We start from the raw sequence: 26188 nt of genomic DNA, 5'->3' as shown, positions 1-26188 counted from the left end.
AGGTGTGCGAAAGCCCCCGCCATATCCGATGCAGACCTTTCGGCCTGCATCGTTTGGCGAGGGCTCGCACAAGATCGTCGAAGATTACGCACGCTTCTTGCTGTCGTCGACTTCCTCGAAGTCGGCGTCAACAACATCGTCATTCTTCGTACCGGCTTCGTCGCCCGGGGCGCCCGCGGCCTGCTGCTGATAGAGGGCTTCGCCCAGCTTCATGGCAGCCTGCTGCAGATCGTTGGTGCGGGTCTTGATCAGCTCGACATCCTCGCCTTCCAGCGCGGACTTGAGCGCGGTAACCGCTGCCTCGACGGTCGACTTGTCGGCCTCGGAGATCTTGTCGCCAAGCTCCTTGATCGACTTCTCGGCCTGGTGCACCGCCGCATCCGCATGGTTGCGGACCTCGACGAGCTCGCGCCGCTTCTTGTCTTCCTCGGCATTGGCCTGGGCGTCCTTGACCATCTTCTCGATGTCGGCATCGGAAAGACCGCCGGAAGCCTGGATGCGGATCTGCTGCTCCTTGCTCGTCGCCTTATCCTTGGCCGAGACATTGACGATGCCGTTGGCATCGATGTCGAAGGTCACCTCGATCTGCGGCATGCCGCGGGGCGCCGGCGGAATGCCGACGAGGTCGAACTGGCCGAGCGCCTTGTTGTCCTGGGCCATTTCACGCTCGCCCTGGAAGACGCGGATGGTCACGGCCGTCTGGCCGTCCTCGGCGGTCGAGAAGGTCTGGCTCTTCTTGGTCGGGATCGTGGTGTTGCGCTCGATCAGGCGGGTGAAGACACCGCCCAGCGTCTCGATGCCCAGCGACAGCGGGGTCACGTCGAGCAACAGCACGTCCTTGACGTCGCCCTGCAGCACGCCGGCCTGGACCGCGGCGCCGATGGCGACCACTTCGTCCGGGTTGACGCCCTTATGGGGCTCCTTGCCGAAGAACTGCTTCACGACTTCCTGGATCTTGGGCATGCGGGTCATGCCGCCGACCAGCACCACTTCGTCGATCTGACCAGCGGCCAGGCCGGCATCCTTCAAGGCCTTGCGGCAGGGCTCGATGGTGCGCTGGACGAAATCGTCGACCAGGCTTTCGAACTTGGAGCGCGAGAGCTTGAGCGCCAGATGCTTCGGACCCGAAGCGTCAGCGGTGATGTAGGGCAGGTTGATCTCGGTCTGCGCCGTGGAGGATAGCTCGATCTTGGCCTTCTCGGCCGCTTCCTTCAGGCGCTGGAGAGCGAGCTTGTCCTTCTTGAGGTCGATGCCCTGCTCGCGCTTGAACTCGTCCGCCAGATACTCGACCAGGCGCATGTCGAAGTCCTCGCCACCGAGGAAGGTGTCGCCATTGGTCGACTTCACCTCGAACACGCCGTCGCCGATCTCCAGGATCGAGACGTCGAAGGTGCCGCCGCCGAGGTCATAGACCGCAATGGTGCCGGCCTTCTTCTTGTCGAGGCCATAGGCGAGCGCAGCCGCCGTCGGCTCGTTGATGATGCGCAGCACTTCGAGGCCGGCGATCTTGCCGGCATCCTTGGTGGCCTGGCGCTGGGCGTCGTTGAAGTAGGCGGGAACGGTGATGACGGCCTGCGTCACCGGCTGGCCCAGATGAGCCTCGGCCGTTTCCTTCATCTTCTGCAGGGTGAACGCCGAAATCTGCGACGGGGAGTAGGACTTGCCGTCCGCCTCGACCCAGGCATCGCCATTGTTGGCCTTGACGATCTTGTAGGGCACCAGGCCGATGTCCTTCTTGGTCATCGGATCGTCATAGGTGCGGCCGATCAGGCGCTTGATCGCAAAGAAAGTGCGCTCAGGGTTGGTGACAGCCTGGCGCTTGGCCGGCTGGCCCACGAGGCGCTCACCATCATCGGTGAAAGCCACGATGGAGGGCGTGGTGCGCATGCCCTCGGAATTCTCGATGACCCGGGCACTCGTGCCCTCCATGACGGCTACGCACGAATTGGTGGTGCCGAGGTCGATACCAATAACTTTAGCCATAGTTTCTCATCCTTCCTATTCAGCAGACCGACGCGCCCCGAAGCAGCAGCGCCTAGGCCGGGAAAGCCCTCAGGAACCCGGCCGGTCCCTATCGGAAACCCCGTGATTGCGTTGGGATTAATCACGGGTTCGGCGGGTATATAAGGGGGGCTTTCACGGGCCGCAAGGCGCGAAAGCTGCCTGTCCGCTAAGGAATTTGCGTCTTCGTCACAATTCTTCGATGAAGTGCCCGGCCGGGTCCGGCTGGGACGAGCCAACAGGCGGTATAGCGATACATCAGCCTTTCTCCATGGTCACCCGGTTTTGGTGAGCTCCATCCGCCTCCAGCAGGCAACGCTGCCCCGGCGGCCGCACACAAAAAACTTGACTATAACAATTATGTTATATAACATAATTGTTATAAATAAAACTCGGTCACCTCCATGCCCCACCTCGACGACACCTTTGCGGCCCTGTCCGATCCGACTCGCCGGGCGATCCTCAGCCGCCTGGCTCTCGGGGAGGCGACGGTGATGCAGCTGGCGGAACCCTTCGCGATGACGCAGCCCGCCGTCTCGCGCCATCTCAAGGTTCTCGAAGGCGCCGGGCTGATCGTCCGCCGCGCCGAGGGGACGAAGCGGCCCTGCCGGCTCGCCCCGGAAGGCATCGCGGCCATCGACCAATGGCTGGGCATGCTGCGCGAGGCCCTGGCCCGCAATTACGACCGGCTGGACGCGCTCCTGGCCGCAGGACTTCCCGAAAAAGAAGAGGACAACCCATGACCAAATTGACGATCCGCACCGAAGGCGACACCCATGTCGTGGTCGCCAGGCGCTTCGCCGCCTCCCCCGAGGCGGTCTACCGCGCCCACACCGAGCCCAAACTCATCCAGAAATGGATGCTGGGGCCTGATGGATACACCATGCCCGTCTGCATCAGTGAGGCCCGGCCCGGCGGCAAGATCCGCTTCGAATGGCAGGACGGCTCCGGAGGCGGTTTCTCGCTGACGGGCGAATATATCGAGCTCGAGCCTCACAGCCGCATCGTGCATGTCGAGCGCATGCACCTGCCCGACCCAACGCCCGACAACCATGTCGAGACCCGCTTCGAAGCGGACGGCGCGGGCACGCTGATGACCTTGCGCATGACTTTGCCGAGCGCAGAGGTGCGCGAGCAGATGCTGGCGACCGGCATGGAGCACGGCATGGAAGCCAGCTATGTCAGGCTCGAAGGCATTCTGTGAGGGCTTGGGTCATTCCGGACGCGCTGCAGCACGAAGTGATGCTGCGAAGATCCGGAATCGCGACGAGACCTGCCTCCTTTAGCGAACGGTCCCGCGTCTGCGGCGCAGCATTCCATGCCGCACCGCGCACGGGATGACCCCCACCCTCAATCCACCAATTGCCCCACGATCATGTGCGCCGTCGCGGCATTGAGTGCCATGGGGATGTCATAGACCAGGGCAAGCCTGGTCAGGGCCTTGACGTCGACATCATGCGGCAGGGGCGAGAGCGGATCGACGAAGAAGAACAGGCCATGGACCTGCCCCTCGGCGATCAAGGCGCCGATCTGCTGGTCGCCGCCGAGCGGCCCGCTCTTCAGCGGGGTCAGCGACAGCTCCGGGCAGGCGGCCAATATGCGGCCACCTGTCGTGCCGGTGGCAACGAGGTTGAAGCGCGCCAGAATGGCCCGGTGCGTGAGCGCGAACTCGACCATTTCGTCTTTCTTGAGATCATGCGCGACGAGCGCCAGAGTGCGCCTGACCAGCTTCGACATCGGGTATCCTCATTTCAGATCGGCGTTTCCCATCTGATTCCATGTGAAAATCTGGGGCAACCGCACAACGCCTCTTCTCAATAGCGCAATCGGCGTGCCATGTTGACCATAAGGTCTGCATGGGAAGCCTTTCTCACGCGGCCTCCATCCAAGAGCGAGAACAAGCGCGGGAGAGCGTGATGAAATCGACCCTTCTTGGCCTGGCTGCCCTGCTGGCAGCCGGCGTTGCGGGATTTGGCACGGCACAGGCAGCCGACAAGCCCGGTCCGGCAGTCATCTATGATTTGGGCGGCAAATTCGACAAGTCCTTCAACGAGGCGGCCTATGACGGGGCCGAGCGCTGGAAGAAGGAAAGCGGCAAGACCTATCGCGAGTTCGAAGTCACCAACGCCTCGCAACGCGAGCAGGCGCTGCGCCGTTTCGCCAAGGACGGCAACAACCCCGTTATCGTGATGGGCTTCAGCTATGCCGACGTGCTGGAAAAGGTAGCCAAGGCCTATCCCAAGGTGAATTTCGGCATCGTCGACAGCGTCGTCGATTTGCCCAATGTCGCTTCTTACGTCTATCGGGCCGACGAGGGCTCCTACCTTGCCGGCTATCTCGCCGCCAAGACCAGCAAGACCGGCACGATCGGCTTCATCGGCGGCATGGACGTGCCCCTCATCCGCAATTTCGGCTGTGGCTACGCGCAGGGCGCCAAAGCCGCCAATCCCCAGATCAAGGTCATCCAGAACATGACCGGCACCACGCCCGCCGCCTGGAACGACCCGGGTCGCGGCGCCGAGCTGACCAAGGCGCAGATCTCGCAAGGGGCCGATATCGTCTATGCAGCGGCCGGCCAGACCGGTATCGGTGTCCTGCAGGCAGCCGCCGATGGCGGCAAGCTCGGCATTGGCGTCGATTCCAACCAGAACGGCCTGCATCCCGGCAAGGTGCTGACCTCGGTGCTCAAGCGCGTGGACGAAGCGGTCTATCAGGGCTTCAAGGACGGTGAGGCCGGCCAGTTCAAGCCGGGAACGCATGTGCTCGGCATCAAGGACAATGGCGTCGCCCTGGCCATGGACGACAACAACAAGCCCCTGATCGACGAGGCCAACAAGGCCGCGATCGCGGCGGTGACCAAGGACATCGCCGACGGCAAGGTGGTGGTGCACAATTACGAGAAGGACAATGTCTGCCCGGTGAACTGAGCGGGCGGCAGACTGATTTTCGTGGCGTAAAAGGCGGGTCCAAGGATCTAATGCAGTTCACTTGGACGTCTTCGAGTTAGCACGACATTTGTCATTGCCGGGTCAAGCCCGGCAATGACAATTCGAAGCGTAGGTTCCTTAAGTGAGCCGCATTAGGTCCAAGGATCCGCCTTTCGCCCATGACCTACCGTTTTCGCCGATCCGGGATCGGCCCCCTATTGCTCCCGCGAGGCTCCCTTTGCCAACTGCCCTCGAACTGAAGCAAATCGACAAACGTTTCGGCCCCGTCCACGCCAACAAGGCGATCGACCTCGTGGTCGAGACAGGCACCATCCACGGCATCATCGGCGAGAACGGCGCCGGCAAATCCACGCTGATGTCGATCATCTACGGTTTCTACGAGGCCGATAGCGGCGAGACCCATGTCAACGGCACCCGGAAGGCGATCCGCTCCTCGCAGGATGCCATCGATGCGGGCATCGGCATGGTGCACCAGCATTTCATGCTCGTCGATCCCTTCACCGTGCTGGAGAACGTCATGCTCGGCGCCGAGGGCGGCGGCCTGCTGGCGAGAGGACGCGACCACGCTCGTACCGAATTGGCGCGGCTGGAGGAAAGCTATCACCTGGAGGTCGATCCGGATGCCGTGGTGGGCGAACTGCCCGTCGGCGCCCAGCAGCGCGTCGAGATTCTCAAGGCGCTCTATCGCGGCGCCGATATCCTCATCCTGGACGAGCCGACGGGCGTGCTGACGCCCGCCGAAGCCGACCAGCTCTTCGAAATCCTGAAGGTCCTGCGCGAGCAGGGCAAGACCATCCTGCTGATCACCCACAAGCTGCGCGAGATCATGGCGATCACCGATCGCGTCTCGGTGATGCGGCGCGGCGAGATGGTGGCCACCGTCGACACCGCCAAGACCAACCCCACCGAGCTCGCCGAGCTGATGGTGGGCCGCCGCGTACTGCTGCGCGTCGACAAGGCGGAGGCCAGGCCCGGCGACGTCATCCTCGAAGTGAAAAACCTCACGGTAAAGGACGAGAAGGGCATCACCCGCGTCGACGACGTCTCCTTCACCGTGCGGTCCGGCGAGATCGTCGGCGTCGCAGGCGTGGCCGGCAACGGCCAGTCGGAGCTGCTCGAGGCCATTGCCGGCATCCGGCCGGTCCATTCGGGCGAAATCAGGCTGCGCGGCGCCAATACCGCCGCGGCGGACCCGGCGGAGCTGCGCGAGCTCGGCCTGGCCCATGTGCCCGAGGACCGCATGAAGATGGGCCTCGTCAAACCCTTCGCGGCCTATGAGAGCGCCATCCTGGGCTACCAGAAGGACCGCAAGCTCGGCAGCGGCCCCTTCCTCAATTACCGGCGCATCATCGCCGACCTCACCGACAAGATGGAACGCTTCGACGTGCGTCCGCGTGACCCGAAGCTGAAGACGGCCAATTTCTCGGGCGGCAACGCCCAGAAGATCGTGCTGGCCCGCGAGATGGAGCGCGATCCCGCCTTGCTGATCGTGGGACAACCGACCCGTGGCGTCGACATCGGCGCCATCGAGTTCATCCACCGCCGCCTGATCGCCATGCGCGACGCCGGCAAGGGCATTCTGGTGGTTTCGGTCGAGCTCGACGAGATCATGGGCCTGTCCGACCGCATCCTGGTGATGTGCGGCGGACGCGTCACCGGCGAATGCCTGGCCAAGGATGCCACGGAGAACGGACTCGGCCTGTTGATGGCCGGCGTGTCGGGGGAGGCGGCATGAGCGGTCAGACCACCACGCCATCAGCCCTTCTGGGCGCGCTCTTCTCCAGGCGCAGCAGCGCCAGCCTCGTCACCCTGCCCTGGTGGGCCGACACCGTCGTGCTGCCGCTGCTCAATGTGGTGGTGGCCTTCCTCGTCTCCGGCATAGCGGTCTGGGTCATCGTGGGCGCCGATCCGCTGACGGTTGGCGTCACCATGATCACGGGCGCATTCGGCGACGCCAACGCCGTGGGGACAACGCTCTATTACGCCACCACCTTCATCTTCGCCGGCCTTGCCGTGGCCGTCGCTTTCCATGCCGGCCTGTTCAATATCGGCGTGGACGGGCAAGGCCAGATCGCTGGCATCGGCATCGCCCTCGCCTGCCTGCATCTGGGCAGCGTTCCCTGGTTCCTCGCCATTCCGCTCGGCATGATGGCCGGCATGCTCTTCGGCGCCGCCTGGGCCTTCATTCCCGGCTATCTGCAGGCCACGCGCGGCAGCCACGTCGTCATCACCACCATCATGTTCAACTACATCGCCACGGCGCTGGTGCAGTATCTCCTGGTGAACGTGATGATGAAGCCGGGCTCCGGCGAGCCGAAATCCGAGCTCTTCGCCGATTCGACCGGCCTGCCGCTGATCAGCGATATCCTGGCAGGCATCGGCATCCAGCTCGACCTCACGCTGGTCAATCTCGCCTTCCCGATCGCGCTGCTTGCCGCCATCCTGGTCTGGGCCCTGATCTGGCGGACAAGGCTGGGCTACGCCATGCGCACAGTCGGCCACAACAAGACCGCTGCCGTCTATGCCGGCATTTCCCCGGCCAAGATCATCGTCATCGCCATGTTGATCTCGGGCGCCCTGGCCGGCCTGATGGGTACCAATGTGCTGATGGGTGAACAGCACCGCATGATCATCGACTACACCGCCGGCGCCGGCTTCATCGGCATCGCCGTCTCGCTGATGGGCCGCTCCCATCCGGCTGGCATCGTGCTCGCCTCCATCCTGTTCGGCGCGCTGATCCAGGGCGGCCAGGAACTCTCCTTCGAAAACCCCGTCTTCGACAAGAACATGATCGTGATGATCCAGGGCATCATCATCCTCTTCGTCGGCGCCCTCGAACTGATGTTCCGGCCGCAGCTTGCCATGCTGTTCCAGCTCTTCACCCCTGCCTCCAAGGGAGCATGATGCCATGGATACCGTGATCATGCTCGCCAGCGTGGCGGCCGCCGCCATCCGCATCTCCACGCCCTATCTGCTGTGCGCCCTCGCCGGCCTCTATTCGGAACGTTCGGGCATCGTCGACATCGGCCTCGAAGGCAAGATGCTGGTGGGCGCCTTCGCAGCCGCGGTCACCGCAGCGACCTATGGTTCGGCCTGGCTCGGCCTCGTCATGGCGATCATCGTCTCCATCGGCTTTGCACTGCTGCACGGCATTGCCTCCATCCGCTATCGCGGCAACCAGATCGTCTCGGGCGTCGCCATCAACATCCTGGCGCTCGGCTTGACCGCCTTCATCGGCAATGCCTGGTATGGCGAGGGCGGGCGTACCCCCAGCCTGATCGGCGCCGCGCGCTTCCAGCCGATCGAGCTGCCGGGGGCGGAGGCGATCAGGGGCGTACCGGTGCTCGGCCAGCTCTATGCCGACGTGCTGTCGGGCCATTCGATCCTGGTCTATTTCGCCTTCGCCTGCGTCCCGGTAACGGCCTGGGTCCTCTACAAGACCCGCTTCGGCCTGCGCCTGCGCGCCGTCGGCGAGAACCCGCAGGCCGTCGACACCGCCGGCATCTCGGTGGCCTGGCTGCGCTATCGCGCCGTGCTGATCTGCGGCCTGCTCACCGGCGTCGCCGGCGCCTATCTCTCCACCGCCGATTCGGCCGCCTTCGTCTCCAACATGACGGGCGGGCGCGGCTATATGGGCCTGGCCGCCTTGATCTTCGCCAAATGGCGGCCCTGGCCGGCGCTCGGCGCCTGCCTGCTCTTCGGCCTGCTCGATGCGATCTCGATCCGCATGGGCTCGAGCTTCGTGATCGCCGGCATGCGGGTACCCTCCGAGTTGGTCTCGGCCCTGCCCTATATCCTCACCGTGTTCATGCTGGCCGGCTTCGTCGGCGCGGCGACGCCCCCCAAGGCCGCGGGCGTTCCCTATCTCAAGGAACGCTGATGGACGCGCTCGCCGATCTGTTCGAGGCTGCCAGAGCCGTGCGCGAGAAGGCGCATGCGCCCTATTCTCGCTTCAAGGTGGGAGCGGCCATCCGTGGCCGCTCGGGCCGGATCTATGCCGGCTGCAATGTCGAGAACGCCGCCTATCCGGTCGGTGCCTGCGCCGAAGGCGGTGCCATCTCGGCCATGGTGGCGGATGGCGAGACGGGAATCGCCGAAATCCTGGTGCTGGGCTGGACCGATGCCCATCCCGAAGCTCCCGGCCTGACCACGCCCTGCGGGGGCTGCCGCCAGCGCATCCGCGAATTCGCAAAGCCGTCGACTTCAATCCATGTCGCCGGCCCCGAAGGCATCCGCCGCAGCTTCACGCTCGACGAGCTGCTGCCCGAGAGCTTCGGCCCGGAAAATCTGGGTTGATCGATTAGATCGACACCAGGTCGAGGAAACTGGCTGCCAGCAGCAGGACGGTGGCGACGGCAAGCGTCAGCCCGACCCAGAACTGGGCCCTGTCTTCGGCTGATATGCCGCCCTTGAGAACCATCTGCATACGCTCGATCATCAAACAACCCACCTCGAAACCGGGTCATGATGAAAGCGTCGCAGGTGCTCCGGCGTTAACGCGGCGCGAATTCGCCGCGCCGTCTGGAATCATGGTTGAGAAGAGGTGAGCGGGTCTCCGGGTGCGCAAGCATCTTGCCCGCTTCTCCCCTCGGCCGGGGCGACGCCCTTCCAAAAGCAGCCATGCATCCAAGATGCCCATAGGCGCTAACTTTGGGTGGTGGCACCAGTTTGGAGGGTCGATCTCCAGATCGACCATCTTGGAAATGTCGAGCGAGTTAAAGGACAAAGGTGGTCGATCTCGCTCCATCAATTGATGGAGCTGTGGAGATCGACCCTCCACGCTACCCGCGCCTCTGGCCGCAACGTTAGCGCCTATGGGCAAGATGCCCGCGCACCCGGAACTACAAAAACGACTTCCCGGCCCCCTGCCAGTCCAGCCTGAGATGCTCCGCCACGCTGGCAGCCATGTCGGCGAAGCTGTCCCGCCGCCCGATCGGTCCCGTGCGCTTGCCGAGGCGCGCCAGCACTGGCACGAATTCGCGCGTGTGGTCCGTTCCCGTCCAGGACGGGTCGCAGCCATGGTCGGCCGTGATGATCAGGAGGTCATCCTCACCCAGCCGCGAGAGGATCTGCGGCAGCCGCATGTCGAATTGCTCCAGGGCACCGGCATAGCCGGGAATATCCCGGCGATGGCCATAGAGCGTATCGAAATCGACATAGTTGGCAAAGAGCAGGCCGCCTTCGGGCAGGCGCCCCATCGCTTCGAGCGTGCGATCGATCAAGGCATCGTTGCTCGGGCCCTTGACGCTCTCGCCGGTGCCGCGATGCGCGAAGATGTCGCCGATCTTGCCGATGGTGATGACGCCCCGTCCGGCGCGTTCGGCCACATCCAGCAGAGTATCGGCCGGCGGCGGCACGGCATAGTCACGCCGGTTGGCAGTGCGCGTGAAGCCACCGACGGCATCGCCGACGAAAGGCCGCGCGATCACCCGGCCGATGTTGAGATGGTCGACATGGCGGCGGGCGATCTCGCACAGGGACAGCAGCCTCTCCAGCCCGAACGCCTCCTCATGAGCAGCGATCTGCAGCACGCTGTCGGTGGAGGTGTAGAAGATCGGCTTGCCGGTCTCGATACTCTCGGCGCCGAGTTCGGCAATGATCTGCGTCCCCGAGGCATGGCGCTGGCCGAGCACGCCGGGAAGCTCGGCTTCCTTGACGATGGCGGCGATCAGGCGGGCGGGAAAACACGGCACTTCCTTGGGGAAATAGCCCCAGTCGAACGGCACGGGATAGCCGGCGATCTCCCAATGGCCCGAGGGCGTGTCCTTGCCCTTGGAGACCTCGGCCGCATAGCCCCACAGAGCCTCAGCCACGCCGCCTTCCAGGCCGGGCGGCAGCGTACCCGTTGCCGCTTGCGCAGCCACCCCGAGGCCAAGGCTGGCCAGCACGGGCAGGCGCAGAGGCCCGGTGCGATGCTCGTTTTCGCCCGCCCGCCCCGCCGCACAGGCGGCGGCGATATGGCCGAGCGTATCGGCCCCCGCATCACCATAGTGTTCGGCGTCTTCGGCTGCGCCGATGCCAAAGGAATCCATCACCAGAAGGAGCGCGCGACCCATCTCAGCTTCCTCCAATGCGTTCGAGCACCGGCGGCAGGGCTTCCTCACCCTCTCCGGTGCGATAGGCCGCTCGCAGGCCAGCCGCTGCGGCCTCGGCCGCCGCGTCGCTGCGAGCATGCACGAAGCCCAGGGGACGGTCGGGCCCGACCTCGGCGCCAAGCTCCGCCAGCCCGGTGAGGCCCACGGCGTGGTCGATGGCATCCTGCGGGCGGGTGCGTCCTCCGCCCAAGGCCACCACCGCGAGGCCGACGGCCCGCGTATCGATGCTGTCGACCCGCCCCGCTTGCTCGGCGAAGACGGGCTTCACCACCGGCGCGGCCGGCAGATAGCGCTCGGGCTGCTCGACGAAATCGGCCGGGCCGCCCAACACCGCGACCATGCGGGCGAAATGTTCGGCCGCCCGCCCGCTCGCCAGGGCCTGCTCGATGCGGGCCTGTCCCTCGGCGGTGTCGCGGGCAAGCTTGCCGAGCACCAGCATCTCGGCACACAGGTCGACGGTGACTTCGAGCAGGCGCACGTCCCGATGCGCCCCGGTGAGAAAATCCACCGCGTTGCGGACTTCCAGGGCATTGCCGGCGGCACTGGCAAGAGGCTGGTCCATGGCCGTGATCAGCGCGGTGGTCGGCAATCCGGCTCCCGTGGCGACGGTCGCGATCGATTCGGCCAGCTCGCGTGAGCCCTCCAGCGTCGGCATGAAGGCGCCCGAACCCGTCTTCACATCCATCACCAGGGCCTGCAGCCCGGCCGCGAGCTTCTTCGACAGGATCGAGGCGGTGATCAGCGGGATCGATTCGACCGTGGCCGTGACGTCTCGGATCGAATAGACGGTCTTATCGGCCGGAGCGAGGTCGGCGGTCTGGCCGATGATCGCGGTGCCGGCCTCGCGCACGGCGCGGCGGAACAGGGCGAGGTCGGGCTGGGTCGCATAGCCCGGAACCGAATCGAGCTTGTCGAGAGTGCCGCCGGTGTGGCCGAGGCCGCGGCCTGAAATCATCGGCACGAAGCCGCCGCAGGCCGCCACCAGCGGCCCGAGCATCAGGCTGACATTGTCGCCGACGCCGCCGGTCGAGTGCTTGTCCACCACCGGCCCCGGCAGGTCGAGGCCACGCCAGTCGAGCACGGTGCCGGATCGGGTCATGGCCCGCGTCAGCGCGATGCGCTCGTCCATCGCCATGCCGCGGAAGAACACTGCCATGGCAAAGGCCGCGACCTGGGCATGGGTGACGCTGCCGGCGACCAGCCCTTGCACGAAACTCTCGATTTCGGCCGCGGATAGAGCCGCGCCATCGCGCTTCTTGCGGATGATTTCCTGGGGAAGAAGGGTCACGAACTGGGCTCCCTGGAGCAGAACGGGGTCAAGCTGAATGCATCCTTGCGATTCCTGGCCGATAGGCCAGATCGCAAAACGCCTTGGCGGCCCCGTCCCTGCGTGGCCTTTCGATTTCGGGCCGCGACGATAGCCTCCACGATCCACGAAGGAAAGTCATGCGAAGGAAAGTGTCCGAGCGTTTACAAATCTATTGCGAGCTGACCTAAGCCCCGGTGCCCTGACGATGCCGTCCCACGCCCTGTTCCCCCTCGAACTGGCCAGCACCCGGCGGGCATGCCACAATCGATCCGGTGCTGCCGTGAATCCGGGATGGGGCGATGATCCGGCGTTGCTTGATGTTGTTGTGCCTGTTCTGGCTGGCCAGCGCCACGGCGGCGGTCGCCGACAAGCGTGTCGCGCTCGTCATCGGCAATGGCGACTATCGCACGCTCGGCCGTCTCGCCAATCCCGTGGCCGATGCCGACGCCATGGCCGCACTGCTGGCCGGAGGAACGCTCGGCTTCAAGGTGATCCGCGCCACGAATGCCGACCACGCCGTCATGCTGCGGGCGATGGCCGAATTCGGCAATGAAGCCACCGATGCCGATATCGCGCTGGTGTTCTATGCCGGCCACGGCATGCAGGTCGACCAGCGCAATTTCCTCATTCCCATCGGCGCCGACATCAAGAGCCGCGTCGATCTCGCCACCCAGACGGTCAGGCTCGACGACATCAGCGACATCCTGAGCGCCTCGGGCGCCAAGGCCAAGATCCTGCTCGTCGATGCCTGCCGCAACAATCCCCTGCCGGCGAGCGCAAGCCGCGGCGCCTCGCGTGGCCTGGCTCGTCTCGACGCCGCCAGTACCGGCACACTGGTCGCCTTCGCCACAGGCCCCAATGCCGTCGCCGATGACGGGGACGGCGCCCATTCCCCTTTCGCGGCCGCCTTGCTGAAGCGGTTGCCCGAAGCCGGCATCGAGATCCGGCGGATGCTGGCGCTGGTGCGCCAGGACGTTCATGCCGCGACGAACCAGCGCCAGACGCCCTGGGTCGACGAGGCCCTGCTCGGTGATCTCTATCTCGGCGGGAGCGCTGCCCCGGCCACGCCGCCCGGCACCGCACAGCCGCTCCCAGCAATTCCGGTGAGCCCGTCCCTCGACAAGGCCGACATGGCGGCCTGCAGCGATCTCGGCATCGATCCCACGCCGATCAAGCTCGAAGCCTATCTCGACAATTTTCCCAAGGGCTATTGCGCCGCATCGGTGCGCCGGCGGCTGGATGCCCAGGCCAAGCTCACGGGTGGGCAGGCCCCGATCGCCACCTCACCTCAGTCCGAACCGGCTCGATCCAACCTGCCGCCCTATACGGTCTCGAGTTATTGGGACCATAACGGCTCGCGCGTCGCTCTTTCAGCCAGCGAAGGCAATCGCCTGTTCTATTACGAGGCACCCCGATCAGGCCTTGCCGAGGCCGGGGTGCGCAAGGGAGCACTGCTGTTCAAGGGAACGGCCACCGGCGGCGTCTATCGCGGCCAGGCCTATGTCTTCTCGCGCGAATGCGGGCCGATCTCCTACCGAGTCGAAGGCTCGTCTGCCGGGGAACCGCCGACCATCACCCTGCGTGGAAAGGTGCCCCGGCGTTCCAAGGACTGTTCACAGACCGGCTGGCGCGACGACACGCTGGTGTTTCGCTACGATTCGGCGGCGCGATAGCAGGCGCTACCCTGGCCGCCAGCCGATCCGTGGTCCGACAAGACCGCTTGAGTCCTTTTTAAGGGGGCAACATCGCGCCCACGACCCTCCCCCCGCTTTCGGCTGCGGGATTGCTATGTTAAGGGGAGGCCGTGGTGCGGGCAGGCTCGCCTGTTCGGCCACGCGATTTTGACTGGTCGATGAGGACTGAGACGCAATGGCGGAACGCCGTTCGAGCTTTGAATATGAAGATCTCCTCGCCTGCGGGCGCGGCGAGATGTTCGGACCCGGCAATGCGCAATTGCCCCTTCCCCCCATGCTGATGTTCGATCGCATCCCGGAGATCTCCGAGACCGGCGGACCGAACGGCAAAGGCTGCGTACGTGCCACGCTCGAGGTCAAACCGGATCTGTGGTTCTTCTCCTGCCATTTCCAGGGCGATCCGGTGATGCCGGGCTGCCTCGGCCTCGACGCCCTCTGGCAGATGACCGGCTTTTTCCTGGGCTGGCTCGGCCAGTCCGGACGGGGCCGCGCCCTCGGTGTGGGAGAGGTCAAATTTACCGACCAGGTGCTGCCCAGCGTCAAACAGGTCGAATATGGCGTCGATCTCAAGCGGGTTTTCAAGGGTAAATTGATTCTCGGCATCGCGGATGGCTGGCTAAAGGCCGATGGCCGTACCATCTATGAAGCCAAGGATCTGCGCGTCGGCCTGTTCCAAGCTTGAGTTCCAGGCCTGATTTCTGGCCTCCACGCGGTACGGATCGAGCGCATTTCCGGTCGAGCCGGCCATTGGCTTGCCTATTGCAATGTGCTTTGAAACATGCAGGGTGCGGCCCCGACGACGCTCGACGCGCCGACGGGGTTGATGCTTTGTAGGTCGTCCGTGATTGGGTCCTGCCCCTTCACGGGCAGCGAGCACAATTTCCGAGCTTGCCCAAAACCGGGCCGCTTGCGAAATTCTGCTCAAGCGTTTTGCGATCGGACGGAATTGCCTGAAGTCGCAAAGATGCTCTGGCCAATCCGTTGGATTGGCCAGGAAACAGAGAGCCAGAGCAAACGAGCGTTTCTGTCTAAACGCGCTTTGCTCTAGGGAACGCAGTGCCGGCCTGGCGGTCCCCTCGGAGAGGATCGTGGGTCGGTTACGAAACTGGAAGGGATCGCCATGAGACGTGTCGTCGTTACCGGCATGGGTATCGTGTCTTCGATCGGCAATTCGACGCAGGAGGTTCTCTCCAGCCTGCACGAGGCCAGATCCGGTATCACGCGCGCCGAGCAGTTCGCCCAATACGGCTTCCGCTCACAGGTTTATGGCGCACCCACGCTCGACCCCGCTTCAGTGGTCGATCGCCGCGCCATGCGCTTCCATGGCGGCGGCACCGCCTGGAACCATGTAGCGATGGAGCAGGCCATCCTCGATTCCGGCCTCGAGGCCAACGAGGTTTCCAACGAGCGCACCGGTATCATCATGGGGTCGGGCGGTCCCTCCACCCGCACCATTGTCGAGGCTGCCGACAAGGCGCGCGAGTCGGGCAGCTCCAAGAAGGTCGGTCCCTTCGCCGTTCCCAAGGCGATGTCCTCCACCGCCTCCGCCACGCTCTCGACCTGGTTCAAGATCAAGGGCATCAACTATTCCATCTCCTCGGCCTGCGCGACCTCGAACCATTGCATCGGCAATGCTTATGAGCAGATCCAGTACGGCAAGCAGGACGTGATGTTTGCCGGCGGCTGCGAGGAGCTCGACTGGACGCTCGCCGTGCTGTTCGACGGCATGGGCGCGATGTCGTCCAAATACAACGACACCCCTTCCACGGCCTCCCGCCCCTACGACAAGAACCGCGACGGCTTCGTGATCTCCGCCGGTGCCGGCGTGCTGGTGCTGGAAGAGCTGGAGCATGCCAAGGCTCGCGGCGCCCGCATCTATGGCGAGATCGCCGGCTATGGCGCCACCTCCGACGGCCATGACATGGTCGCCCCCTCGGGTGAGGGCGCCGAGCGCTGCATGCGCATGGCGCTGGCCAACATCAAGGCGCCGATCGACTACATCAACCCGCACGCCACCTCGACGCCGGCAGGCGATCCTCCCGAGATCGAGGCCATCCGCAAGGTGTTCGGCGCGGGTGACAAGTGCCCGCCGATCGCCGCGACCAAGGCACTGACCGGTCATTCGCAGGGTGCGACCGGCGTGCAGGAAGCAATTTATTCACTACTCATGATGAATAATGGCTTCATCTGCGAGAGTGCGCATATCGAGGAGTTGGATCCGGCCTTTGCCGACATGCCGATCGTCCGCAAGCGTATCGACAATGCCAAGCTCAGCCATGTCCTGTCCAATTCCTTCGGATTCGGCGGCACCAACGCGGCCCTGGTCTTCAAGCGCCTCGACGCCTGAGATTGGTCACCGCCTGTTTCGACCGGACTATCCGGGGCAAGCGCTCGTCCAGAGTTTGAGGACCGTGGATGAGCATGCCCGGTAACAAAGAGACAGATAAAGTGATCCGGGACCTGCGCAAATCCCCGGCTGCTTTGTCAAAACGTGGTAAAGAGGCGGAAATGCGGGCTGATCGGCCGATTCTGGTCTGATTGAGCCCCAAAGGGTTTTGCGATTTGACGGAATCGCGTCAAATCGCAAAACGCCTCGAACCTAGGAGCTGGAGCAAAGCAACGTTCACACAAAAACGCGCTTTGCTCTAGTGACTGATGACCAGGATTTGGAGTTGCAGGCCATGACAGGGCTCATGCAAGGTAAGCGCGGTCTGATCATGGGCGTAGCCAATGATCATTCGATCGCCTGGGGTATCGCCAAGAGCCTTGCCGCCCAAGGCGCCCAATTGGCATTCACCTATCAGGGCGATGCCCTGCGCAAGCGCGTGGAGCCGCTCGCCAACAGCGTCGGCTCCAGCCTGCTGGTGCCGTGCGACGTCGAGAATATCGCTTCCGTCGACGGCGTCTTCGCCACGCTGGCGCGGGAATGGGGCAAGATCGACTTCCTCGTCCATGCCATCGCCTATTCGGACAAGAGCGAGCTCAAGGGCCGCTACGCCGACACCACCCGCGACAATTTCGCCAAGACAATGGTGATCTCCTGCTTCTCCTTCACCGAGATCGCCAAGCGCGCCGCCGACCTGATGCATGATGGCGGCTCGATCCTCACCCTCACCTATGGTGGCTCCACGCGGGTGATGCCGAACTACAATGTCATGGGCGTGGCCAAGGCTGCGCTCGAGGCTTCGGTGCGCTACCTTGCCTCCGATTTCGGCCCGCAGGCCGTCAGGGTCAATGCGATCTCGGCCGGGCCGATCCGCACCCTCGCCGGCGCTGGCATTTCCGATGCCCGGCTGATGTTCAACTATCAGCGCGCCCACGCGCCGCTGCGTCGCACCGTGAGCATCGAGGAGGTCGGCGGTTCTGCGCTCTATCTGCTCTCCGATCTCTCGACCGGCGTCACCGGCGAAGTGCATTTCGTCGATTCCGGCTACAACATCATCTCGATGCCGCATCCCGAGGCCCTCAAGGCCCAGGAAGCCGCCGAAGCGAGCGTGACGACGAAGGCTGCCGCCGAATAGGCCGGCCTATCCCCGTCGCGGAAGCGCTGGAAGCGAAGTATCCATGGAGATGCGGGCGTCGTCGCCCGCATTTTCTTTTCCATAAGCACAGAGCTTCCAGACGCGAACGAGAACGTCGGCATTTCCAGGAAACAGCCAGCTACAGCCCGCTGAACCAGTTATAGCCCTGGGCTTCCCAGGTGCCGCCGACATAGTCGTTGCCGACCTCGATCTCGCCGATATGCTTGGGATTCTTGAAGCCGAGCTTGGTCGGCACGCGCAGCTTCATCGGAAAACCATAGGCACGCGGCAATACCTGGCCGTCGAACCAGAAAGTCAGCTGTGTCTGCGGATGCAGGGCGGTGGGCATGTCGATGCTGGTGACGTAGTTGTCGTCGCAGCGGAAGGTGACGTATTTCGCGCCGAGATCGGCCCCGACGTGGCGCAGAAAATGCGAGAAGGGCACCCCCGACCAACTGCCGATCGCGCTCCAGCCTTCTATGCAGATATGGCGGGTGATCTGGGTGATGCGCGGCAGAGCATGCAGCTCCGGCAGTGTCCAATCCGCCCGGCGCTCGACCAGTCCGGTGACGTTCAGGCGATAGGCCTCGGGATCGATCACCGGCGCCTGTTCCGGCGTGTTGGGCTGATAGAATGAATTGAACGGGAAAGGCCTGGTGATCGCGCTCGGCGAATATTCCCGCGCCAGGCGGACGGGCGAGAACAGCCAGGCCTGAACGCGATCGTTGAAGTCGGAGATACGCCCCAGCATGGCTTCGGCACTATAGCCGTCGGTGACATCGCAGCCGGCCAGCAGCGTCAGGGTTCCCAGGCCGAGCGCCTGACGCAGGAAGTGGCGCCGGGTGGGCCTATCGAGCCGGCCTGCCGCCTCGCGCAGGATCACGCCGGTATCGGGATGGGATCTTCGCGGCTGGCGGGACATGGCAATCTCCCTCTCTCAGCGCCCGCGAACCATGGCCAGCAGGCTGCGCGGCACCAGCAGGGCCATAACGACATGCACGATAAGAAAGCCGACGATGATCGACATCGCACCAAAATGGATAAGACGCGCCGTATCGAAATCGCCCAGCAGCATCAAGAGCGGGCGCAGTTGCACGGGCTTCCAGATCGCCAGACCCGACAGCACCACCAGCACGCCATCAACGATCACGCCCAGATAGAGCAGGCGCTGCACGCCATTGTAGCCGCCGAGATCCGCATGGCCGAGCCGGCCGGCCAGAGCCGCCTTGAGATCGGCAAACACCGCCCCGGGCGAGATCGGCAGCAATTTTCGGTAAAACCGCCCCGAGGCCAAGCCATAGACGAGATAGATCAGGCCGTTGGCCATCACCAGCCACATCGCGGCGAAATGCCATTGCAGGCCGCCGATCAGCGAACCGCCGAGCGTGAGGGCGGAGGGAAAGAGGAAAGGCAGAGTGGGATAGGCATTATGGATGGCCCAGCCACTGGAGATCATCATCAGTATCGCAACGGCGTTGGTCCAATGCGTAATCCTCACGATGGTCGGATGGATCGGCGCGATGACAGGTTGGGAACGAGAGATGGGTTCGCTCATGACGAAAGGCCTCCCCGAAGAGGATGAGGGTGGCACCGGACCGCGGCAGAGCGTTTTTCAGAAAAGTTGATCGGTATTTGCTCCCCCTACCGTCGAGGTCGCGCAGCCCCTCACCTTGCCTCGCCCCGTGCTTACGGGGAGAGGATAGAGGTGAGGAGCGACACCCCTGAGCAATTACGTTGATAGACTTTTCGATCAAGAAAACGCGTTAAAACAAACAGTTAGAGAAAAGGCGCGATTCAGTGAAATCGCACTTTGCTCTAGAAAGCGCGGTCCGGCGCGGTCCGTTATTGCGGCAGCAGCACGGTATCGATGACGTGGATGACGCCATTGCTCTGGTTGACGTCGGGGATGGTCACGGTCGCCTTGTCACCCTTGGCATCGGTGATGTCGAGCTTGCGGCCGACCTGCGTGACCGTCAGCGTGCCGCCCTGCACGGTCTTCAAGGTGGCCTTGCCACCGCCAGCCTTGACCTCGGACATCAGCTCTGCGGCCGAATGCTTGCCGGGGACGACATGATAGGTAAGCACAGCCGTCAACGTCGCCTTGTTCTCAGGCTTGAGCAGTGTCTCGACGGTTCCCTTCGGCAGCTTGCCGAACGCCTTGTTCACCGGCGCGAAGACCGTGAACGGCCCGGGGGTCATCAAGGTATCGACAAGGCCGGCTGCCTTGACCGCCGCAACCAGGGTGGTGTGGTCCTTCGAATTGACGGCATTCTGGATGATGTTCTTGGAGGGATACATCGGGGCGCCGCCGACATTGACAGTGGTCTCGGCCCGGGCTGCGCCCAGCGTGTAGAACACGGATGCGGCAAGAACGACGCCGATGGCGGCTGCATAGGAGGAAGTGCGACGGGTCATGGCAGATCTCCGGAAGGCAAGGTTGCACCGATCGTCGAGACCGGTGGAGAGCGAAACTGTTCGTGTCTCGTGAAGATCTACGCCTCGACTTTCCGAAGGTTTCAGTTTTCGAAAATATTCTTTTTTGAATTAAGAAAATATTTCATCGCACAAAAATAAACATATACGATACGATCGAGATAGGGTTTCATCATAAAGAATAAAAATATTCTTTTCTTCGGCTGAAACCTTTCAACGTCCACGACGTACTGAGTCACCCCGCCTGGAAGCCAAGATTCTTTTAGACGAAATCTGTTCCATCCAGATCGATTTTATTGTTTGATCGCAGCAGAAATCATTCCTGCGCCAGTGGGGAACCGGGAAAGTCGGTTTGATCAGCACCAAAAGCTTCGAGGCAAAAGAAGGGACACTGGAAAGCCTGATGCGCGCCGTCGCCTCGGGCGACAGGGCTGCGTTCCGCAGCCTCTATGATGCGACCCAGGCGAAACTTTATGGGGTGGTCCTTCGTATCCTGCGCCAGAGAGCCACGGCCGAAGATGCATTGCAGGAGATTTATGTGAGGATCTGGGACAAGGCGGCGGATTTCGATCCCGGCAAGGCCTCCGCCATGACCTGGATGGCGACGATCGCCCGCAACCGCGCGATCGACATTCTGCGCAGTACACGGCACGCGGCCAATGCCGGTACCCAGGATCTCGACGAGTTGCCGGCCGAAAGCCTCGAACCACTTGAGGGCCGTCAACGCAGCGAGGAACTGCGACGCCTCATCGCCTGCCTCGCCGGCCTCGATGAGGAGCGGCGCCAGATGATCCTGCTCGCCTATTACCGAGGCACCTCGCGCGAAGCCCTCTCCCGGCGCTTCGAGCGGCCGGTCCCGACAGTAAAGACGTTGCTCCACCGTGGCCTCGCCCAGTTGAGGGAGTGTCTCGGTCATGACTGATCCCGACGACCTCGATCTGCTGGCAGGCGAATACGTATTGGGCACGCTTGATGCGGCGGAGCGGGCCGCCGTTGCGGCGCGGCGCCAGCGCGAACCGGCTCTCGATGTCGCCATCATGGCCTGGGAACGGAGCCTGGCACCCCTGGCCGAAACCATAGCGCCCGTGGAGGCGCCGGCCTCCTTGCTGCCAAGCATCCTGGCTCGCCTCGACAGTGGAACGGACAAGCTGGTTCCCCTGCTCGAAAGGCGCCTGCGGCGCTGGCGGATGACCGCCTTGGGTACCGGCGCGCTGGCCGCGGGGCTGGCCCTCTTCGCCCTCACGCCCATGCTGCACAATCCTGTGCAACCAGGCAGTTTCGTCGCCGTGCTGCAGAAGGACGCCGCCTCCCCCGCCTTCATCGTCTCGGTGAATGTCGAGGCGCGCTCCCTCACCATCCGGCCGGTAGCGGCCAGGCCTCAACCGAACAAATCCTATGAATTGTGGTTGGTGAACGACAAGCTCCCCGGCCCACGATCGCTCGGCGTGATCGGCGACCAGCCCTTCACGGTGGAGAAGGCGCGGCTGACCAGTCTGCCCGAACAGGTGGTGCAGCAGGCTGTCCTGGCCGTGACCCTGGAGCCGGAAGGCGGCTCCCCCTCAGGCCAACCCACCGGCCCTATCCTCTATTCCGGCACCTTGGTACAGGCGACGCCCTGATCCTCTGGCTGAGCGGACGTCTTGTTCGCGAACGGGACGTCCGCGCAGCCAGAGGATATTCGGGCAAAGAATTTATGCAAATCGATTTGCAAATGCATTCATCTTAGCTATCATGCCCAAGTGAGCACGATATCGAAAGTTGCCGAGAGAGCTGGCGTTTCACGCACGACCGTGTCGCATGCGATCAATCATGCCGATCGCGTCTCCAGGGAATTGCGCGAGCGCGTCGAGCAGGCGATCCGCGAATTGGGCTACCAACCCAATCCCCAGGCACGCAGCCTACGCACCGGGCGCACCGATACCGTCGCCATGCTGATCCCCGACATTCGCAACCCCTTCTATCCCGAACTGGTGAAGACGGCGCAGTCCGAGCTGGAGAATGTCGGCCTGGACATGCTGATCTTCAACACGGACGTGCCGGGCGGCCACTCCCAGGACCATGGCCGCGAATATCTCCAGCAGATCCGCAACCGCCGGGTCGATGGCCTCATCGTGGGCGATTTCGCCCTGCACGGCATGCATGACGTATTGGTGGGCATCGACATTCCCACTGTCTTCATCGGCCATTTGCCCAATCAAGCTGTCGACAGCATCAGGCTGGACGATTTCGGCGGCGGCTATCTGATGGGCGAATACCTCGCCCGCCAGGGACACAGGCGCATCGCCCATGTCACCGGCCCTGCCTTCTTCTCCGAGGCGATGGCGCGAGCCGACGGCTTCGAGAAGGCCCTGAGCGACAACGGCGTCACCATCGATCCCGCCTTGCGCTTTACCGGCAGCTATCTCGCGCCATCGGGCCGCGAGGCCGCCGCCTGGCTCAAGCGCGAGCATGGCCATGCCCTGCCAACGGCCGTCTTCTTCGCCAACTACCTGATGGCTTCAGGCGCCCTCACCGAATTCTACGACAGCGACATTTCGGTGCCCGATGACATCGCCGTGTCCGTCTTCGACGACCTGCCGCAGCTCGAATATGTCCGCCCCCGCCTGACCAGGGTGGGCAACAGCCCGGCCGCCCTCGCCCGGCAGGCCACCGCCATGCTGCTGGAACGCCTGAGCGGCAGCTTCACCGGCGCGCCACGCACCACAACCGTGCCATCCATCCTGCACCCCTTCGATTCAGCCTGACGGGAACGCGGCGCGAGCCGCATCCGTTGAGAACGACAAGCCGGAGGCAAAACAGCCGGCAATAGGGAGGAAATCATGACTGTAAAGGCCGTGCGTCCCGAAAATCGCGTGGAAAAGGCCGGCATCAGCCGTCGCAGCCTGCTCGTCGCCGGCGCTGGCTTGGCAGGCGGGTTCCTGAACGCACCCTATCTCAACCGTTCCGGAGCCCAGGCCCAGGACGCCACCCTGAAATTCTGGCAGTTCTACGCGCCCGGTGGCGACGTAAAGCCCCAGGTCAAATGGTTCCAGGATCTGGTGGCAGCCTGGAATTCCGATCATTCCCCCAAAGTCGAACTCGAATATATCGTCAACAGCGAATACATCTCCGGCTCCAAGCTCGCCACCGCTTTCGCCTCCGGCCAGGGCCCCGACATCTTCCTGATCAGTCCCGGCGACTTTCTGCGCTACTACAATGGCGGCGTGCTGGCGGACCTGACACCCCATATCGAGGAAGCGGCCCGCACCGACTTTCCCGACAGCGTGATTGCCAACCGCAAGGTCGACGGCAAGATCTATGGCGTGCCCATGGAGGTCGAGCCGATGGCCTTCTATTATTCGGTCAAGGCCTTCGAGGAAGCCAAGCTGAACGAGAACGACGTTCCCAAGACCTGGGACGAGCTCCTCGAGCTTGCCAAGAAGCTGACGACGTCGAACCGCTATGGCGTGCTGTTCGAGACCACGCCCGGCTATTACCAGAACTTCACCTGGTACCCCTTCCTCTGGCAGGGCGGCGGCGAGATTCAGGGCAAGGACGGCAAGAGCGCCTTCGACTCGCCCGCCACCGTGCAGGCCCTCAAGCTCTGGCAGGATGCCATCCAGTCGGGCTCCGCGCCCCGACAGGTGGTCAGCGGCGGCTTCGACATCGTCTCCAATCTCGGTGCCGGCCTGACCGCCATGCAGAATGTCGGCATCTGGGGCATAGCCGCCATGGAGAACAATGCCAAGGACACGCCCTATGGCGTGTTCAAGCTGCCGATTCCGGCGAGTGGAAAGTATGTCACCGTCGGCGGCGGCTGGGCCTTCGTTGCCAATGCCAAGGGCCAGAATCCCGACGCGGCGGCCAAATTCTGCGCCTGGGCCCTGGCCTCTATGGACAAGGGATCGGTTCAACGGGTCGTCGACTGGTGCACGACCGCCAAGAGCGACATGCCGCCGCGCGCCAGCGCTCTTGCCGCCGGTTCCGCGGCCTTCCAAGCTGGCAGGATGGGCCTTTTCGCCAAGGAGATCTATCCGGGCACACGGGCCGAGCCGCGCGTGCCGCCCGAGGTCTACAAGATCATCTCCGACGCGATCCAGGCCACCCAGCTCGGCGGCACCGATCCCCGGGAAGCGGCAACGGCAGCCAGCCAGCAGCTCGACGCCTTCCTCGCCGGCTATAGCGGCGCGCCGATCCTGTGAGGGGCGGAGTGGGCTTTTTCCAGCCGAAATGCGCAAGGCGCGACCAGCCTTCTCCCCTTGCGGGTATCGTCCACTCCATTTGGAGTGGACTGGGTGCCCCGAAGGGGTGGATGAGGGGTGTTGGCAAAGACCTTGCAAGGCTGCGTATCTCCCCTCATCCGACATCGCCCCGCTCGGCCACCTTCTCCCACGAGGGGAGAAGGCTGGTCGCGCTTCATTCCGATCGCTCCGCCACGAGGCAAGGAGCCGCGCCATGACATCCACCCGCGCCTCCCGCCGCGATGTCCTCGCCGGCTATCTCTTCGTGCTGCCCGACGCCCTGGGCCTTGCCGTCTTCGTCGGCCTGCCGATGCTGCTCGCCCTCGCCATCGGCTTTTATGAGGTCGACGGTTTCGGCGGCTATCGTTTCGTCGGCTTGGCCAATTACTGGCGCATGTGGCGTGACCCGCTGTTCTGGACCTCGCTCAGGGTGACACTGCTCTATGCCGCCCTGCTGGTGCCCGCGCTCTATGTCTGCGGGCTCGGCCTCGCCTTGCTGGTGCAGCGTGGCGGGCGGTTCGAGACGATGATCCGCTCGATGTTCTTTGCCCCGCAAATGGTCAGCCTGGTGGTGGTCGCCATGGTCTGGCAGATCCTGCTGGTGGAGAAAGTCGGCATCCTCTCCCGCCTCCTCGGCTGGCTCGGCCTGCCCGGGCTCTCGCTGCTGGGCGATTCGAATCTGGCGTTATCAACTCTCGTGGCCGTCAGCGTCTGGTTCATGATGGGCTTCTACATGCTGATCTTCCTCGGCGGCCTGCAGGATATCCCGGCCGAATATTACGAGGCGGCCGAACTCGACGGCGCCGGCCCACTCGCCCGTTTTCGCTACATCACCTTACCCCTGCTGCGGCCGACCAGCTTTTTCGTAGTCCTCGTCTCGGTGGTGACAGCGGCGGCCGGTGGCCAGGTCTTCGATCTCATCTATGTCATGACCAAGGGCGGCCCGGCCAATGCCACCTCGGCCCTGATCGTCTACATCTATCGCCAGGCCTTCCAGTTTGGCGCCTTCGGCTATGCTTCGGCCATGGCATCGCTGCTGGTGGCGCTGCTGATGACCGTGACCCTCATCCTGTTCAGGCTGACGCGGGGCGGGCGCTTCCATCATGCCTGAGCGCAACGCCCCTGCCCTCGCCCCGCCGGGCCAGCTCGTGCGCTTCCTGTGGATGCTGGTCAGCCTGGTGCTGGCGCTGATGACGGTGTTTCCGCTGGTGTGGATGCTGGTGGTCGCCTTCAAGCCACCGGCCGAAGTGTTCCTGCCCGATCTCGTGCCGCAGCGGCCCACCATCGGCAATTTCCTTTATGTGCTGACCGAAATCCCCTTCCTGCGCTACCTCCTCAATTCCTTCCTGGTCTCGGCGATCGTCACCATCGTCGCGCTGTTCTTCCATTCCATGGCGGGCTACGCGCTGGCCCGGCTGCATTTCCCGGGGCGGGACGCGATCTTCCTCGCCATGTTCTCCACCTTCCTGGTCTCGCTGCCGGTGATCATCGTGCCGCTCTTCATCCTGGTCCGGGCGATGGGCATGCTGAATTCCTACGCCGGGCTGATCGTACCTTCGATCTTCAACGCCTTCGGCATCTTCCTCCTGCGGCAATATTACCTGTCGCTGCCGCGCGAATTGGAGGAAGCAGCCTTGATCGACGGCGCCGGGCGCTGGCGCATCTATTGGAGCATCGTGCTGCCGCTGAGCCGGCCGATCCTGGCGGCGCTGGCCATATTGTTCTTCCTGGCCAACTGGAACGCCTTCCTCTGGCCGCTCACGGTCGCCTCCGATTCCAGCCTGTGGGTGGTCCAGGTCGCGATTGCCAATTTCCGCAGCCAGTATGCCGGCGCCTGGAACTATGTGATGGCGGCCTCGACCATTGTCGCGCTGCCGATGCTGATCCTCTTTGCTGTGTTCCAGCGCCAAATCACCGAATCCATCAAGACCAGCGGCCTGAAATGAGCCGAATTGTACGATCCCAAA

At 63.7% G+C, this 26188-nt stretch carries 25 protein-coding genes; 17 read left to right on the top strand and 8 right to left on the bottom strand.

The genetic code is table 11. The features are described from left to right. Positions 1-84: 84 nt before the first annotated feature. Positions 85-1983, bottom strand: coding sequence for a molecular chaperone DnaK (gene dnaK / locus AB4037_RS00865; protein ID WP_441770216.1), 1899 nt, complete (start codon positions 1981-1983; stop codon positions 85-87). 422 nt (positions 1984-2405) lie between these two features. Between dnaK and AB4037_RS00860 the strand changes: the two genes are divergently transcribed. Beyond that, complete coding sequence (locus AB4037_RS00860; RefSeq protein ID WP_441770215.1) at positions 2406-2744, top strand: ArsR/SmtB family transcription factor; 339 nt, start codon at positions 2406-2408, stop codon at positions 2742-2744. Further along, entirely contained in the window at positions 2741-3205 is a 465-nt protein-coding gene (locus AB4037_RS00855; RefSeq protein WP_441770214.1) for an SRPBCC domain-containing protein, read from the top strand. The genes AB4037_RS00860 and AB4037_RS00855 overlap by 4 nt, the downstream gene beginning before the upstream one ends. A 146-nt stretch (positions 3206-3351) precedes the next feature. On the opposite strand, the gene AB4037_RS00850 is transcribed toward AB4037_RS00855, so the two are convergent. Continuing rightward, a complete protein-coding gene (locus tag AB4037_RS00850; RefSeq protein ID WP_434957958.1) occupies positions 3352-3738 on the bottom strand; it encodes a methylglyoxal synthase in 387 nt (128 codons plus the stop codon). Positions 3739-3917: 179 nt separating this feature from the next. Between AB4037_RS00850 and AB4037_RS00845 the strand changes: the two genes are divergently transcribed. From AB4037_RS00845 to AB4037_RS00825, 5 genes are all read left to right on the top strand, one after another. Continuing rightward, positions 3918-4928, top strand: a complete 1011-nt coding sequence (locus tag AB4037_RS00845) for a BMP family lipoprotein (RefSeq protein ID WP_434957959.1) — start codon at positions 3918-3920, stop codon at positions 4926-4928. Between the two features lie 238 nt (positions 4929-5166). After that, the gene (locus AB4037_RS00840) at positions 5167-6684 is read left to right on the top strand and encodes an ABC transporter ATP-binding protein (protein WP_441770213.1); all 1518 of its coding nucleotides are present in this window, start codon (positions 5167-5169) and stop codon (positions 6682-6684) included. Next, the gene (locus tag AB4037_RS00835) at positions 6681-7853 is read left to right on the top strand and encodes an ABC transporter permease (protein WP_441770212.1); all 1173 of its coding nucleotides are present in this window, start codon (positions 6681-6683) and stop codon (positions 7851-7853) included. Before AB4037_RS00840 ends, AB4037_RS00835 begins: the two co-directional genes overlap by 4 nt. 4 nt (positions 7854-7857) lie before the next feature. Continuing rightward, entirely contained in the window at positions 7858-8829 is a 972-nt protein-coding gene (locus AB4037_RS00830; RefSeq protein ID WP_441770211.1) for an ABC transporter permease, read from the top strand. Next, a complete protein-coding gene (locus AB4037_RS00825) occupies positions 8829-9245 on the top strand; it encodes a cytidine deaminase (protein WP_434957963.1) in 417 nt (138 codons plus the stop codon). Before AB4037_RS00830 ends, AB4037_RS00825 begins: the two co-directional genes overlap by 1 nt. Before the next feature lie 4 nt (positions 9246-9249). Here AB4037_RS00825 and AB4037_RS00820 read toward each other — a convergent pair whose 3' ends face one another. The 3 genes from AB4037_RS00820 to deoA form a co-directional block, all read right to left on the bottom strand. Next, the gene (locus AB4037_RS00820) at positions 9250-9387 is read right to left on the bottom strand and encodes a hypothetical protein (protein WP_187829587.1); all 138 of its coding nucleotides are present in this window, start codon (positions 9385-9387) and stop codon (positions 9250-9252) included. Between the two features lie 403 nt (positions 9388-9790). Beyond that, on the bottom strand, positions 9791-11005 hold the full coding sequence (locus AB4037_RS00815) for a phosphopentomutase (protein WP_434957964.1): 1215 nt from the start codon (positions 11003-11005) through the stop codon (positions 9791-9793). 1 nt (position 11006) lies between these two features. Next, the gene (deoA, locus tag AB4037_RS00810) at positions 11007-12332 is read right to left on the bottom strand and encodes a thymidine phosphorylase (protein ID WP_441770210.1); all 1326 of its coding nucleotides are present in this window, start codon (positions 12330-12332) and stop codon (positions 11007-11009) included. Positions 12333-12652: 320 nt separating this feature from the next. On the opposite strand from deoA, the gene AB4037_RS00805 reads away from it, so the two are divergent. From AB4037_RS00805 to fabI, 4 genes are all read left to right on the top strand, one after another. Continuing rightward, on the top strand, positions 12653-14026 hold the full coding sequence (locus AB4037_RS00805) for a caspase family protein (RefSeq protein WP_441770209.1): 1374 nt from the start codon (positions 12653-12655) through the stop codon (positions 14024-14026). 196 nt (positions 14027-14222) lie between these two features. Further along, positions 14223-14729 carry a 3-hydroxyacyl-[acyl-carrier-protein] dehydratase FabA gene (fabA, locus tag AB4037_RS00800; RefSeq protein WP_434957967.1) on the top strand — a complete coding sequence of 169 codons (507 nt, stop codon included), beginning with the start codon at positions 14223-14225 and terminating at the stop codon, positions 14727-14729. A gap of 438 nt (positions 14730-15167) precedes the next feature. Beyond that, entirely contained in the window at positions 15168-16394 is a 1227-nt protein-coding gene (fabB, locus tag AB4037_RS00795) for a beta-ketoacyl-ACP synthase I (protein WP_434957968.1), read from the top strand. Between the two features lie 334 nt (positions 16395-16728). Next, the gene (fabI, locus tag AB4037_RS00790; protein WP_441770208.1) at positions 16729-17568 is read left to right on the top strand and encodes an enoyl-ACP reductase FabI; all 840 of its coding nucleotides are present in this window, start codon (positions 16729-16731) and stop codon (positions 17566-17568) included. Positions 17569-17707: 139 nt separating this feature from the next. On the opposite strand, the gene AB4037_RS00785 is transcribed toward fabI, so the two are convergent. From AB4037_RS00785 to AB4037_RS00775, 3 genes are all read right to left on the bottom strand, one after another. Continuing rightward, complete coding sequence (locus AB4037_RS00785; protein WP_441770207.1) at positions 17708-18490, bottom strand: molybdopterin-dependent oxidoreductase; 783 nt, start codon at positions 18488-18490, stop codon at positions 17708-17710. Between the two features lie 15 nt (positions 18491-18505). Continuing rightward, positions 18506-19123, bottom strand: a complete 618-nt coding sequence (locus AB4037_RS00780; RefSeq protein ID WP_441770206.1) for a cytochrome b/b6 domain-containing protein — start codon at positions 19121-19123, stop codon at positions 18506-18508. A gap of 287 nt (positions 19124-19410) precedes the next feature. Further along, the gene (locus AB4037_RS00775) at positions 19411-19983 is read right to left on the bottom strand and encodes a fasciclin domain-containing protein (RefSeq protein WP_434957972.1); all 573 of its coding nucleotides are present in this window, start codon (positions 19981-19983) and stop codon (positions 19411-19413) included. A 421-nt stretch (positions 19984-20404) separates the two neighbouring features. Between AB4037_RS00775 and AB4037_RS00770 the strand changes: the two genes are divergently transcribed. The 6 genes from AB4037_RS00770 (at position 20405) to AB4037_RS00745 (ending at position 26167) form a co-directional block, all read left to right on the top strand. Next, positions 20405-20923 carry a sigma-70 family RNA polymerase sigma factor gene (locus AB4037_RS00770; protein WP_441770525.1) on the top strand — a complete coding sequence of 173 codons (519 nt, stop codon included), beginning with the start codon at positions 20405-20407 and terminating at the stop codon, positions 20921-20923. Further along, positions 20916-21620 (top strand): anti-sigma factor, encoded by a 705-nt coding sequence (locus AB4037_RS00765; protein WP_434957974.1) that lies wholly within the window; start codon positions 20916-20918, stop codon positions 21618-21620. Before AB4037_RS00770 ends, AB4037_RS00765 begins: the two co-directional genes overlap by 8 nt. Before the next feature lie 120 nt (positions 21621-21740). After that, complete coding sequence (locus AB4037_RS00760) at positions 21741-22745, top strand: LacI family DNA-binding transcriptional regulator (RefSeq protein ID WP_434957975.1); 1005 nt, start codon at positions 21741-21743, stop codon at positions 22743-22745. Positions 22746-22820: 75 nt separating this feature from the next. Beyond that, positions 22821-24182 carry an ABC transporter substrate-binding protein gene (locus tag AB4037_RS00755; protein ID WP_434957976.1) on the top strand — a complete coding sequence of 454 codons (1362 nt, stop codon included), beginning with the start codon at positions 22821-22823 and terminating at the stop codon, positions 24180-24182. Positions 24183-24435: 253 nt separating this feature from the next. Further along, entirely contained in the window at positions 24436-25332 is an 897-nt protein-coding gene (locus AB4037_RS00750) for a carbohydrate ABC transporter permease (protein ID WP_441770205.1), read from the top strand. Continuing rightward, positions 25325-26167 (top strand): carbohydrate ABC transporter permease, encoded by an 843-nt coding sequence (locus AB4037_RS00745; protein WP_434957978.1) that lies wholly within the window; start codon positions 25325-25327, stop codon positions 26165-26167. Before AB4037_RS00750 ends, AB4037_RS00745 begins: the two co-directional genes overlap by 8 nt. Positions 26168-26188 lie beyond the last annotated feature (21 nt).

Origin of the sequence: Labrys sp. KB_33_2 (assembly GCF_052114505.1) — a bacterium.
Lineage (GTDB): Bacteria > Pseudomonadota > Alphaproteobacteria > Rhizobiales > Labraceae > Labrys.
This window is presented reverse-complemented; position numbering and strand designations above follow the sequence as displayed.